At 54.9% G+C, this 12,489-nt stretch carries 11 protein-coding genes; 3 read left to right on the top strand and 8 right to left on the bottom strand.

Translation table 11 applies throughout. The features are described from left to right. The first annotated feature begins 48 nt into the window (after window positions 1–48). Entirely contained in the window at window positions 49–1,812 is a 1,764-nt protein-coding gene (locus tag C5Y83_RS08995) for a DEAD/DEAH box helicase (protein WP_105329344.1), read from the top strand. A 9-nt stretch (window positions 1,813–1,821) separates the two neighbouring features. On the opposite strand, the gene C5Y83_RS08990 is transcribed toward C5Y83_RS08995, so the two are convergent. After that, entirely contained in the window at window positions 1,822–2,145 is a 324-nt protein-coding gene (locus tag C5Y83_RS08990) for a hypothetical protein (RefSeq protein ID WP_105329343.1), read from the bottom strand. A 74-nt stretch (window positions 2,146–2,219) separates the two neighbouring features. Beyond that, the gene (locus C5Y83_RS08985; protein ID WP_105329342.1) at window positions 2,220–3,587 is read right to left on the bottom strand and encodes a hypothetical protein; all 1,368 of its coding nucleotides are present in this window, start codon (window positions 3,585–3,587) and stop codon (window positions 2,220–2,222) included. A gap of 166 nt (window positions 3,588–3,753) precedes the next feature. Between C5Y83_RS08985 and C5Y83_RS08980 the strand changes: the two genes are divergently transcribed. Further along, window positions 3,754–4,134 carry a hypothetical protein gene (locus C5Y83_RS08980; RefSeq protein WP_105329341.1) on the top strand — a complete coding sequence of 127 codons (381 nt, stop codon included), beginning with the start codon at window positions 3,754–3,756 and terminating at the stop codon, window positions 4,132–4,134. Window positions 4,135–4,169: 35 nt separating this feature from the next. Here the strand turns inward: C5Y83_RS08980 and C5Y83_RS08975 are convergent, their stop codons facing one another. From C5Y83_RS08975 to mnmG, 5 genes are all read right to left on the bottom strand, one after another. Further along, window positions 4,170–5,003, bottom strand: a complete 834-nt coding sequence (locus C5Y83_RS08975; RefSeq protein ID WP_105329340.1) for a hypothetical protein — start codon at window positions 5,001–5,003, stop codon at window positions 4,170–4,172. A gap of 310 nt (window positions 5,004–5,313) precedes the next feature. Further along, window positions 5,314–7,023, bottom strand: coding sequence for a Na+/H+ antiporter NhaC family protein (locus C5Y83_RS08970; protein WP_105329339.1), 1,710 nt, complete (start codon window positions 7,021–7,023; stop codon window positions 5,314–5,316). A 17-nt stretch (window positions 7,024–7,040) separates the two neighbouring features. Next, entirely contained in the window at window positions 7,041–7,760 is a 720-nt protein-coding gene (locus tag C5Y83_RS08965) for a sensor histidine kinase (RefSeq protein WP_158262299.1), read from the bottom strand. Window positions 7,761–8,038: 278 nt separating this feature from the next. Further along, on the bottom strand, window positions 8,039–8,617 hold the full coding sequence (locus C5Y83_RS08960; RefSeq protein WP_105329337.1) for a response regulator: 579 nt from the start codon (window positions 8,615–8,617) through the stop codon (window positions 8,039–8,041). 431 nt (window positions 8,618–9,048) lie between these two features. Further along, window positions 9,049–10,887: a tRNA uridine-5-carboxymethylaminomethyl(34) synthesis enzyme MnmG gene (mnmG, locus tag C5Y83_RS08955; protein ID WP_105329336.1), complete on the bottom strand. Its 1,839-nt coding sequence runs from the start codon at window positions 10,885–10,887 to the stop codon at window positions 9,049–9,051. Between the two features lie 178 nt (window positions 10,888–11,065). Here mnmG and C5Y83_RS08950 point away from each other — a divergent pair, with 178 nt between their 5' ends. Continuing rightward, a complete protein-coding gene (locus C5Y83_RS08950; protein ID WP_105329335.1) occupies window positions 11,066–11,977 on the top strand; it encodes a hypothetical protein in 912 nt (303 codons plus the stop codon). Between the two features lie 100 nt (window positions 11,978–12,077). Here C5Y83_RS08950 and C5Y83_RS08945 read toward each other — a convergent pair whose 3' ends face one another. Continuing rightward, window positions 12,078–12,473 (bottom strand): hypothetical protein, encoded by a 396-nt coding sequence (locus C5Y83_RS08945; RefSeq protein ID WP_105329334.1) that lies wholly within the window; start codon window positions 12,471–12,473, stop codon window positions 12,078–12,080. Window positions 12,474–12,489: the final 16 nt, after the last annotated feature.

Below are 12,489 nucleotides of genomic sequence, written 5' to 3'. Positions count from 1 at the left end.
CTCTCCCCGGGAATCCGCCTCGCAAATACGAGGCGGTACGCAATCGATATGACTGAACCATTGGAAACGATTTCTCACAATCTGAATATCAAGTCCGAGGTGATCTCGCTCGGATGGACCGCTGCGCTATCGCGTGCTCCACAAATCGCGATCACATCGGAAACTTTCAAGACACCACGGCCCAAAGCGGTTTCGTTGACCTGCAAAGGGGCCAAGGTCGGTGTCAAAAGTTTCGTCTTCCCCGAGGCCCCGGCCTGGCTGCAAGCTCTGGAAAAGAAAGTTCCACCGAAGAAGGAAGCGGGCGAACAAACGGCAGAAGATCCAGTCTCCCCAAAACCGCCCAAAGCGAAGCGAGTCACGCACATTCGTCCACCGGGCGATGTGATCAAGCTGGAAGACCGGTTGTATTATCTGCTGCAACCGTCGCTCGAATCGTTGGTTACCAGCGGTGCGCTCGAGTTTCCCTTCGAGCCGTTTCCGTACCAATTTGAAGGGATTGCATTTCTGTACCCGCGTCATGCCGCAGTGATGGCCGACGAAATGGGGCTCGGCAAAACGATGCAATCGATCAGCACGATGCGGATGCTGCTGCGAGCTGGCGAGATTCGGAGTGTGTTATTGGTTTGTCCCAAGCCTCTGGTCTCGAACTGGAAGCGTGAATTCGCTTTGTGGTCTCCTGAAATTCCGATCAGCGTGATCGAAGGAGATTCGGCCAAGCGTAGTTGGCTGTGGCGTGACAATCAAACGCCGATCAAGATCGCTAATTACGAGCTGCTGATGCGTGACCAGGAGTTGGTAAGCGAGGAAGGAGGGCTTCATTTCGACTTAGTCGTGTTGGACGAAGCCCAACGCATCAAGAACTCCAACAGCACGACAGCTGAAATTGCCAAAGGAATCCCGCGGACACGCAGTTGGGCCCTGACCGGCACGCCAATCGAGAACAGCACCGACGACCTGGTGGGCGTGTTCGAGTTTCTTGCACCGGGGCTGTTAACCAAGGGAATGGATATCAAGTCGATGAGTTCGACCGCGGGCGAATATATCATCCGCCGGACGAAAGACTTGGTGATGACTGATATGCCGCCTCGGCTGTATCGCGATGCTGAACTACATCTCTCGCCGGCTCAGCAAGAAGCGTACGAATTCGCTGAGAAGGAAGGAATCGTGCGGTTGGAAGAGATGGGGCAGGAATTGACCGTACAGCATGTTTTCGAGTTGGTGCTGCGGTTGAAGCAGATCTGCAACTTCGATCCGCGCACTGGCGAGAGCGCCAAGATGGATCAGTTAAAAGCCGATCTGGAAGAGGTGGCAGCCAGTGGAAAGAAGGCGATCTTGTTCAGTCAATGGACGAAGACGATTCAAGAGATTCGCAAACATGTCGAACCGTTCGGGCCGCTCGAGTACCACGGTAAGGTGCCGCATAAGCAGCGAGAAGGAGTGATCGACCAGTTCAAACACGATCCAACGAAGCACGTCATCTTGATGAGCTACGGGGCTGGAAGCGTTGGTTTGAATTTGCAGTTCTGCGAATATGTCTTCCTGTTCGACCGCTGGTGGAATCCGGCCATCGAAGACCAGGCGATCAACCGCGCTCATCGCATCGGGGCGGCAGGGGCCGTGACGATCAGTCGCTACTTGGCGGTCGGCACGATCGAGGATCGCATCAATAAAGTGCTCGAAGAGAAACGCGAACTGTTCGATGCATTATTTAGTCAAACCGGTGAGCCTGCGAAAATCGGTTTCTCGAAAGAAGAGATCTTCGGGCTGTTTGATCTGCGTAGTCCCAAAGGACCAATTCGCTTGGCGGCGTAATCAGACGCCTCATAGGCGACTTACGACATCGGCAATAAAGAAGCACGCCAGGTAAGTGACGCCGCCGAGGACGATTCCTGCGGCGAACCACCGTCGCCATGGCCAATCGCGAGGGGCGAAGCTAACCGTGGCCAGGCAGAACGTACAAATTACCATGGCGATGCGTCCAACAATGCGCCAGACGCCCCAGGGCTTGGTGAGTTCATTCGGATCGAGCAACACCAAATTCACCAGTCCGAGTAGCATCGCCGCGATCCCGACAATCCGGTTGCTATGTGGTGTCTCGTAGGGAATCGACTTGTCGATCGTCTCGTGATCGTTGGGCGAATTCATGGTGGGATGCCAAACGGAAAGAAGAAATTATTACGTGTATTGTACGGTTGGCGTCCGGTCACTCAAATTTCTGCTCACCGCTGAGCTTCTCGCTGGATGTGTTCCAGCACACGAAGATGAATCTGGTGAATGATCAAGTCGCTCCATAGCATCCAATAACCTTGCGGGAACATGCGCAATTCGTACCAGGTGCGTCCTTCCAGACGCGTGTGCCCATTGGCAAGTTCGATCAATCGAAACTCGCCTCGGTTGCACTTCATGTAGCCGGCTAAATGGGGTGGATGAACGTTGCGATAGGGGCTCAGTTCGACCAAAGGATCTGGCTGTTTGGTGACATCGAATGCCAAGCGTTGCGGAGGGGCCCAGGTCGTGATCGGCTCGACGAATTCACCTGTTGTGAACTCGCAGTGCCGCACGGCACCAGCGCCGTGACCCACAATTCTGGCGCGCATCGGCGAAGCGATCCCGAGTTGAAAGTACCAAGGCTGGGGAGCATCAATTTCCGGGAATGCAAGGACTGTGTCCCAAACCTGGTCGGGCGAGGCGTTGATCTCGACGGCCGTCATCACGACGGTCTCGTGGGGCTGTGTAAACATCGATTCGATGCCGGCAAGAAGCGGTAAGCAAACAACGATCGCTGAGATGTGGGGCCATTGACTGTCATTACGCGTGGCTTCCGCAATGACGAAGCCCAACATCCCACCGAAGATTCCCAAGGGCAATGCCAGCGGCAAAGCCATCACCAAGCAAATAATGCCTTCCAGGGCAAAGAGCAACAACGCCATAATGCCGCAGCCAACGACCACGGCACCCAGACAGGCCGAGATCCACAGTGATTGTCGCTGTGAGTAGTTGTACAGATATGCCGCTACCGCCCCCATCACGACGGGTGATCCGACGAAAAGACCTGCACCGTAGCTTTGCATGCACAGGACGCTGGTCACCATCATGACAACGCCTACGCCGAAGCCACCTAAGATGCAAACGATGACACGCAACTCACCAGTGGTCGAGTCTTCGCCTGGTATTGCACCAGGAGGATCAGGACGGACCTCTTCCGCCCAGGTGACACACAAGATGAAGATCAGAAAGAAGTTTGCAATCGGCAGTAGCACCAGCAAAGCCCACCAGGGGGAAATGCTATGGGTATCGATAGCTCGTCGGACGCTCATTGTCAAAGCGATCCAGACAAAGGGAAGCGTCCACAAGAAGACTGCCCAGCCGAGGAGATCGTGACCTTGAAAGTCGACTGCTCGGTAAGTCAAGATCGGACTCAGGAACTCGAGGGGAGAGTAGTATTTGCCCGCGACGTAGAAAACTGCCGTCGCTTCAATAACATACTTAAATGTCGCCAGGGCAAGGCCAATCGCGACGTATTGAAATTGGCTCACAGGACGACGGAGCCCAAACAATAAGTCGAGCGTTGCAATGAGTCGCGTCATGCGATCTTCCCAGGTAGAGTGGCATGGATACTACCCAAGGAACTGTCTAACTTCGTACCGTGTAACTCCGAAGCGGGATGTTTTTTGAGAATTCGCGAATGAATGCCGTTAGCTTACGTATGTTCCTGGCGGTAGTCCTGCTGCGTAGAGCTGGAAATGGAAGACTATGAACGATCCCCCAGAAGCCACCAATGTCGCCACTGATCGAGTTCGCTTTAGCCTGGCGACGTTGATGGAGTTAACGACAGCCTGTGCAGTGGCCTCTTCGTTAGCCTGGCTTATCGGTCCGGTTGCCAGCTTCATCCTAATGTTGGCGACATGCGGAATCGTGTTGCGACAAGGGTGGGCGGTGCTATTCGCCATGGTGGCACTATTCGCGGTTGCCGGAGCGGCGCATTCCGAGCGGATAGATGCTGAAGTCCTCATAGGATTTGGCGCGAGCCTACTCTTTATCGGCTTGTTTGCCTGGTACCGCGTGGCTGTGCGGAAGCGGTTCGTTGAGTCGCCTACCTCTGGTCAAGAAACAAAAAAAGGGCATTCCCCGTAAGGAACGCCCTCCGTTGCCCTCCTGGGAACTGATCGTTACGGAAAGATGTATCGCAGGGCGTTGCGGATTGGTTGCCCTTCAGTGTAAACCTCTGGTTGACCAAGCAGGCCGCGGCCCACGTACGAATTGTTCGGCATACCGATGATCGGCAACACGGGGCGGTAAGCCGTGCGATCGACCGGATAAACGGTAGCATTCGGGACAGGTACTGCCTGCGTAACGACTGGCGGCGTAGCAACCGGAATGCTGGTCACCGGCGGGTTGTTGTACGCAATCGTCGTCGTTGGGCGGTAAACGGTTACCGGCGTGCCAGTGGTTGTGGCGACTGGTGCCGAGTATGTGACTGGAGCGTTGTATTCAACTCGCTGAACGGTCTCGCCTACCGAGTGCCACGTGCCTGGCTGTCGGACTGGCTGAACATAGTAAGAGGTCTGTGTCTGGTAATTGGATGGATACTCGACACGTCGAACTTGCTGCTGTGTGATCGGCTGTGGATTGTCGTAAACAATCGTTTGAGGCGCGGACGAATAACGGGTCACCGTTTCATCCACTTCGGTCTCGGCGACGACTCGCGTTTGCGAAGTGACAGGTTGACCGACGTAGGTTCGCATGACCGAAGTCTCGCCTTGATGGGAAATCGGTTTGACCGCGCTGATGCGCTGAATATCGCCAACACGATCAGCCGTTCCGCGACTGGAAGATAGCTCGATCGCGTTCGGATCGTTCAGATCTTTCGGAGCCGCCAGCCGTGTCATCGGTCGGGAATCGAACTGGTTGTTGCTGGTGGCATTCCAGGCAGGCTGCTGTGCCGAAAGGAAACTCGGGGCCGCAAACATAACGCAGGCGGCGAGCGTGGTCGTCCTGAACATATTGATGCTCCTCTCAGGGCTGGTTGATCGGGGGAACTAGCTATTTCCATCTTGCAAGCCACATGCCATAAGGGCAAACGGCCAGGAAAAGTGGAACGCTAGTGCGTCACGCCGGCATTGCTGGCATAACCGCGCAACTTAATGCCGCGAAGTAATTTGCGTTGGCTCAGAGGCTGCCAGTCAGGAAGAGATTAGCGCGCGGTGGTAGCAGCGAGTCACTTCGCGTCACTCGGCCGACTTTGTAAGCCTTACAAAGTTACAACGTGCCAACAGCGACGTTATCGGTAGGATGGTGACCAGCGTGGTACGACTAATCGACCGCTTCCATCGCCGGTTCGCTGGCATCCGCTGCGACAAGCTCGGGATCACGCCCAGCCACCCATAGTGTGCCGACCAACACGCCAATTCCCAGGATATGACAGAGGAACATCGGAGCACCGAAACCGATTGGCAAAGTTCCCGCAATCACAGAAGCAATCGCCCCAAGTATTGCGTAAGGCATCTGGGTCCGAACGTGAGCCACATGATTGCAGCCGCAACTCTGGGAAGAAAGAATCGTTGTGTCTGAAATCGGTGAGCAGTGGTCGCCGAAGATCGCACCTGACAAGACGCTCCCGACAACGGTTAACAATATCGGATCATGGATGTCGAGCGTAGAGCCGTCCTTTGTCATCATCGCGTAGGTTAGCGAAACCGAAAGCGGCCCCAAGATGCCCATCGTGCCCCAGCTGGTACCGGTCGAAAAAGCGATCGCGGCGGCCAACAGGAAGATCGTGGTAGGGAGCATCGTGACAGGCAAATTCTCCGTCAGTAACCCTTCCAGGTAACCGGCCGTGTTGAGCCCGACCGACATGAGCCCGTCTTCCAATTCTTTCGGCTTGTCGGTTTCCGCCGCGAGGGCGGCCGCAAACCATAGAATTAAAAGGGCGGGCACCATCGACTTCATGCCCATCAAAATCGACCAGCCGAATTGCCCACCAGAAAGTAATCGCTGGGGCGCGATTTGAATGACTGCCACCACTAAACTGACGGCCGATCCATAAAGGAGCGCTGCGTAAGAATCACCTTTACCAAAGATTTGCATCAGAGAAGGAGACTCGACCGTCTGGCTGATCTCTTGATAGCCGGTGTAGTAGAGCAAACCCAGCACAACCGCCAGCAGCGTACCGACTGGGATTGCCGCGTTCAGCCAGTGAGAAGTCAACGAGGTGCCTACGTCGAGGTTATGTTGCATCGAGAAATGGGTGAGCTTGCGATTGATCCATCCTTCTGCCGAGTTCTCGTCGGATGCGGATGCACGCTTCTCACTTTCCTCATTGCTGCGGATCGCATTCACCTCAGCGGTCAGCATTGGTCCGAAGTCACGCCGCATCAAGGCCACCATCGGCACCAGAAGCAATGCCCATAACGTGTAAAAGCGGTAGGGAATGCTCTCTAAGAACAGCTGGAACGCTTCCGGCTTATTGGCCGCGTCGATTTGATCGACACCCAGTTGAATGAAACCGATTTCGGTTGCCACCCAGGTTGAAATCAGGGCCAATCCGGAAACGGGGGCTGCGGTTGAGTCGATGATGTAGGCCAGCTTTTCGCGTGAGATCTTTAGGCGATCGGTTACCTCGCGCATGGTCCCACCGAGCAAGAGCGAGTTGGCGTAGTCATCAAAAAAGATGATCATCCCCATCAGCCAAGTAGTGACTTGCCCGCGGACACGCGTGTTCGCAAACGGCACAATCAGGTTCACTAAGCCACGGATGCCGCCAGAGGCAGAGACCAAACCGATCATGGCTCCGATCAAAATCGTGAAGCCGTAAACTTGTAGCTTGGAGCCCTCGGTCAGCTTAGCCCAAATGAATTCGCTGACCGCGATCCAGATTCCAGTTACCGGGTTCCCGCTGGCGAGGATAACACCACCAACCAGGATGCCGATCAAGAGGGAGAGCACCGTCCGTCGCGTAACAATTGCGAGAATGATCGCGGCTAACGGAGGAACAAGGCTAAGCCATCCAAAAGGGTGGTCCATCCGTTACTTACTCATCTTCAGGTGCGCGGCGAAAGGGGAATCTCGAGGACGACTTTGGCTAGTGGGGCGGCGTTGCAATCGATATACGCGTTGCCACCATGGGCCTGGGCGATGGTCCAACATTTTGTGAGTCCGAAACCGAGCCCGCGGCCAGCTTCTCGTCCACTGTGAAATGGATCGAAAATCACATCGACCGCGTCCGTCGGAATGCCGGGACCATCGTCTTGCACAGACATGATGGCGGACTCTGCGGACTCTGCCAAGATGATCACGATTTGTCCACCCTTCTGGAGTGCTTCCAGTGAATTACGAATCATCGCACATAATGCAAACGTTAGTTGGGCGGCGTCGGCGTGGAGTTTGATTTCGTTCTCCGGCGCTTCTAACTTCAGCACGGTGTGCTGCTGACGAGCTGCGGGGAGCATTTGTCTCATCGTGTCGGCGGCAATATCGCCTAAGCAGCACGCAGCGAGCTGCGGCAGGGGAGGGCGGGCAAACAGCATTAAGTCCGCGATCATCTCGTGCCCACGCATCGCTTGGGCGTAGATGGTGGCAAGTTCGTGCCGGCGATCGGGATTTGTTTCATCAGCGAGCAACGCTTGAGCACGGCTGGCGATATTGGCCAGCGGGTTGTTGATCTCGTGGCTGGCGCCGTAAGCAAGTCGTTTCAGACTGGCCAACTTCTCGTCGCGCAATTGCCGGCGGTCAGGCGAACCAGGATCGGAAGACGATTCCATTTCGGGCGACGACATACGATTTAACAAGCGACAAGTAACCATCGGGGCGCACGATTCGAAGACCCATCATAGTCAATCATCGCGAAAATCCTACGCCGCGTCTGGGCGCTTCACAAACTGGGCAAACCGAAACCAAGCTCTGAAAGACCAAGCAGACGCCAAGGAAGCGGTAGCGTCCAATCGAAGCGTTCATAACAGGTGGGATGAACGCTCACAGCCGCACGGGGCCCCGAATGAGCCCGCGGGTTGATGATTTGTAGGAATTGAATGGAAGGCGATTAGGAGTTTACCGATTCCATGTCGAGCATGTTGCAGGCCTTGTCGACGAGGGCTTCGACTGAGAAAGGCTTCTGCATAAACTCGTTGGCACCGCAAGCCATGAGGTCGGCGACCTTATCTTGTTCGATCATACCGGAGATGCAAAGGATTTTGACGTCTTCCATCGTCTTATCCATGCGAACTCGTTGGCAGACTTCCTTACCGTTAATGTCGGGCAGCATGATGTCGAGCACGACGATGTCGGGGTGGAATTCCTTGACCAGCATCCCCGCGTCAAAGCCGTTGTTGGCGGTCCGCAGGTCAAAACGGCCGTCACGTTCGAAAGCGTCGACGAGCAGTTCCACAAGATCGACGTCGTCGTCAACGATCAGGGCTTTCCGCTTGCCACTTTCCAGAGCGTCGGTTGGAATACCGTTTTCACGCATGAAGTTGTAAAGTTGGTCGCGCGGGATACGTCGAAACCGGCTACCTGGGACGCGAAATCCTTTCAATTGCCCCGAGTCGAAGCAACGAATGATCGTTTGTTGGCTGACCTTGCAGATCTTCGCCGCTTCACCGGTCGTAAAGACTGTTTTCATGTGCTGTCATCCTATCCCTAGCGTGTTTGCCAACCAATGCGATAAGTGAGGTTGGAGGCCGCCACGTTGTTCGAGCATCCTCGCGCTCTGCGCATCCGTGTCAAACGAGTACATCCCGTTTAAAACCCTAATTCTCTGGAAGGTGTGTAATCGTTCCACCCCTCAGTAAACCCAGCATTTCCGCTCATCGTCCGGATATGCCCTGTTTACCGAATTTGCCAGATGCCGGAATTATATCGTCCCAGATTGCCACGTCAAGATTGATGTGGAATGCGTAAGTTCAATAAAGACAACAGCTTGCGAATAAAAGCGTCTCGTTGGCTAATATTTTGCCTAATCACAATACGCTTCGATGCAAGAGTGACAGCACGCGAAATTTTGTTCGTTTTTGCTGCCAAGCTACTGATAGCAAACCTACCAATATCCCCAACTTAGGAGGATTTTGGGGCCATCCGCCCGTCAAGATAAACCAGCAACAGGGCAATGTCGGACGGGGTAATCCCGCTAATTCGCTCGGCTTGGGCAACCGTGGTAGGACGGATGCGGACCAGCTTCTCACGAGCTTCATTCCGCATCTGCGTCAGCCGAGTGAAGTCGAACGACTCTGGAATGCGTTTGTGTGAGAGTCGCTTTTGCCGCTCAACTTCGATTTGCTGTCGGGCCACGTAACCTTCATATCGCAAATCGTAAGTTACCTGCAGCGCGGCTTCAGAAGTGATCTCCTTGAGCGACGGAGCAAGCTCGCAGATCTGCTCCCATCGGGAATCTGGACGCCGAACGAGATCGGAGAGTAAAGTCCCTTGATGGCGAGTAGATGAGAGGGTTGCCATTGCTTGATCGATCTGCTCGACTTTGGCCGAAAATGACTGCCAGCGATCTGGGGTGATCAATCCCCGTTGTTGAGCCAGGGCAGTCAAGCGACGGTCGGCGTTGTCTTGCCGAAGCATCAAACGATGTTCGGCACGGCTGGTGAACATACGGTACGGCTCGTCGACGCCGCACGTGACCAGGTCGTCGATCAGCACGCCGATATAGGCCTGTTCGCGGCCGAGCACTAGTGGTTCTTCCCCACGACCTTCCAGGGCGGCATTGATCCCGGCCATCAGACCTTGGGCGCCTGCTTCCTCGTAGCCGGTCGTGCCGTTGATCTGGCCGGCGAAGTAGAGCCCTGTTACTTCCTTCGTCTGCAGTGATGGCCAGAGCTGATCGGGCGGGCAGTAGTCGTACTCTACCGCGTAGCCATAACGCATGATCTGGGCTTTCTCCAGACCAGGGATCAGCTTAAACATTTCGTCCTGCACATCACGGGGTAAGCTGGTTGAGATACCGTTGACGTAGACTTCCCGCGTGTGATGACCCTCTGGCTCGAGAAACAACTGGTGTCCGTCCTTATCGGCGAAGCGGACGACTTTGTCTTCGATGCTGGGGCAATAACGAGGACCACGCGACTCGATTTCACCACTGTACATCGGGGCACGATGCAGGTTGGCACGAATCAGGTCATGAACCTTCTGGTTGGTATGCGTGATGTGACACGGCATCTGTTCGCCAGTGAGCTCGCCGGTCAAAAACGAGAATGGCTGAGGGTCGTCGTCGCCTGGTTGCAGTTCGGTCTTGCTGAAGTCGATCGAGTTGTAATTTAAGCGAGCAGGCGTACCGGTCTTAAAGCGATCGAGTCGAAAGCCAAGTCGTTTAAGTGCGGCGCTGATGCCGCTGGAAGTTCCCTCTCCGCCACGTCCTCCAGGCGTTTTGGTTTCCCCGACATGCATGATGGCGGAAAGAAACGTACCGGTAGTCAGCACGACTCGGCTGGCCGAGAAGATCACGCCACCATGAACGCTGACACCAGTGATTTGCTGCTTGCCGTCCACGTCTTCCGTTAGAAGGTCGCTGACGATCTCTTGCCGCAGATCAAGGTTTGGTTGATCTTCGACGGCTAATTTGACCCACCACTGGTACGCTTTTTTGTCGGCTTGTGCACGAGGGCTGTGCATCGCCGGGCCTTTGCGGCGGTTGAGCAAACGAAACTGGATGCCGGTCGCATCGATCGCTTGCCCCATGACGCCGCCCATCGCGTCGATTTCTCGGACGATCTGTCCTTTGGCGATGCCACCGATTGCGGGATTACAGCTCATTTGGGCGACGGTGTCGAGATTGGTCGTCAACAAGGCCGTTTTAGCGCCTAGACGCGCCGCGGCTAAGGCCGCTTCGGTCCCCGCATGCCCAGCCCCGACGACCACGACGTCGTATTGATAACGAATCTCCGACATTCAATCACCTTGCAATCTACCTGCTTTATGAGCGAAGCTTGTATTGTAGAGTCCACTGGGATGGATCGCGAAGGGCTCGATCCAGGTTTTCAGCAATCCGCGAACGTTTTCGGTCGCAGATGAGGCGTTTCGCCCACTTCCCAGGCCACATGCGGCTTTTTGACCCTCGAAAGGCAATATGCTTTTACGCTACCTCGTTTCCAACTTTCTACAGCAACAAGGCCAGAGTGTTGTCCGCGATTTCATGTCGCAGCAGGTATCTGGGCAAGCTGAATCGGATGTCGCTCCGGAGGATGTGCCCAAGCCTGAGGTGATTGTGCTGTTTGCCTTGGGAGTCGAATCGGCTGGCTTCAAGGAGAAGCTAAAGTCGGTGGCTTCCGTACAAATGGAAGGAAGAACGGTCACCGTTGGCAAATTGGCCGATCGAGTCATCGGCGTCGTCGAGACCGGCGTCGGTAGAAAGTCGGCGGCTGCGGCAGCGCGAGATGTGATCGATATCGTTGCGCCAGACTGGATTATCTCGGCTGGCTTCGCTGGTGGATTGATTGGGGATCTGAAGCGAGGGCACGTCGTAATGCCCAATCAGGTTGTCGACAAAGAAGGTAACCATGTCGAGATACCGCTCAATTTAACCGCAGAGCAAATCGAGGCGACACCTGGACTGGCGGTCGGTACGTTATTGACGGTCGATCGAATAATCGGCGATGTTGCTGAAAAACGAAGTTTGGGGGAACAACATTCGGCTGTTGCTGTCGACATGGAAACCTTGGCTATTGCGCAAGCTTGTCAAGAGAATGAGGTGAAGCTGATCTCGGTGAGAATCATTTCCGACGCCGTCGATCAGCCGCTGCCGAAAGATCTGGAAAAGATGATGAGTCAGAAGACGACTTCCGGCATGATCGGCGCGGCTGCGGCAACCATTTTCAACCGGCCTGGTAGCGTCAAGGATATGTGGAATCTGAACTCTATGGCCAACAAGGCAAGCGATAAGCTGGCCGGATTTCTGGCAGGCGTAATTCCGCAGCTTGATCTCGCGGTACGAAAGCGGGAGGAGTCGCCGTCTAACGCCGATGGTGACGGAGCCGACTAATTAATCGACGCTTGGCTGATGTGGATGCGAAGGGAAGAAATAGCCTTAACTGAGTTCTCTAGCGGAGGATAACAATGTCTACCTGATTCGTTAAAAGCCATCAGGTAGCTTCACGCAGTGTTCCCATGTATGCCAGCAGTCCAGCGGAAATTAGGAAGATCGCCCATTCGACGCCCGCCAACACGTAAGTCGTCGTTCCCATGCCTGTAAATAGGAACAAACTGATCGCGCGGAAGACGACCGACATTCCATGAATCAGCACGCACGCAATCAACAGGGGTTTTGAGAATTCGCCCCATAGCAACGGCATCAAAAAGATCAGACCCCAGGCAAACTCAACACCCCCGTAGACTGTGAAGAACTCAGATTGCCCGCTTCCTTTTTGAAGGTCGAAGCCCACCGAATTTGATGTTTGCGACGGAGCTGCGGCACACCAAACGCCGAGCGTAAGATAGCAAAGCCCGACGAAGGCTAGAAAAAAGCGGATGGCTTGCATGACGGTTCTCTCCATA

Origin of the sequence: Blastopirellula marina (genome assembly GCF_002967765.1) — a bacterium.
Taxonomy (GTDB): domain Bacteria; phylum Planctomycetota; class Planctomycetia; order Pirellulales; family Pirellulaceae; genus Bremerella; species Bremerella marina_A.
Note: the sequence above shows the minus strand (reverse complement) of the source record. Positions and strands in the feature narration are given on the sequence as shown.

Excerpts from the sequence above, each read along its gene's own strand:
- C5Y83_RS08980 (WP_105329341.1), top strand. The coding sequence starts at position 3,754 with ATGAACGATCCCCCAGAAGCCACCAATGTCGCCACTGATCGAGTTCGC.
- C5Y83_RS08985 (WP_105329342.1), bottom strand. The coding sequence starts at position 3,587 with ATGACGCGACTCATTGCAACGCTCGACTTATTGTTTGGGCTCCGTCGT.
- C5Y83_RS08970 (WP_105329339.1), bottom strand. The coding sequence starts at position 7,023 with ATGGACCACCCTTTTGGATGGCTTAGCCTTGTTCCTCCGTTAGCCGCG.
- C5Y83_RS08950 (WP_105329335.1), top strand. The coding sequence starts at position 11,066 with ATGCTTTTACGCTACCTCGTTTCCAACTTTCTACAGCAACAAGGCCAG.
- C5Y83_RS08965 (WP_158262299.1), bottom strand. The coding sequence starts at position 7,760 with ATGGAATCGTCTTCCGATCCTGGTTCGCCTGACCGCCGGCAATTGCGC.
- C5Y83_RS08975 (WP_105329340.1), bottom strand. The coding sequence starts at position 5,003 with ATGTTCAGGACGACCACGCTCGCCGCCTGCGTTATGTTTGCGGCCCCG.
- mnmG (WP_105329336.1), bottom strand. The coding sequence starts at position 10,887 with ATGTCGGAGATTCGTTATCAATACGACGTCGTGGTCGTCGGGGCTGGG.
- C5Y83_RS08960 (WP_105329337.1), bottom strand. The coding sequence starts at position 8,617 with ATGAAAACAGTCTTTACGACCGGTGAAGCGGCGAAGATCTGCAAGGTC.
- C5Y83_RS08945 (WP_105329334.1), bottom strand. The coding sequence starts at position 12,473 with ATGCAAGCCATCCGCTTTTTTCTAGCCTTCGTCGGGCTTTGCTATCTT.
- C5Y83_RS08995 (WP_105329344.1), top strand. The coding sequence starts at position 49 with ATGACTGAACCATTGGAAACGATTTCTCACAATCTGAATATCAAGTCC.
- C5Y83_RS08990 (WP_105329343.1), bottom strand. The coding sequence starts at position 2,145 with ATGAATTCGCCCAACGATCACGAGACGATCGACAAGTCGATTCCCTAC.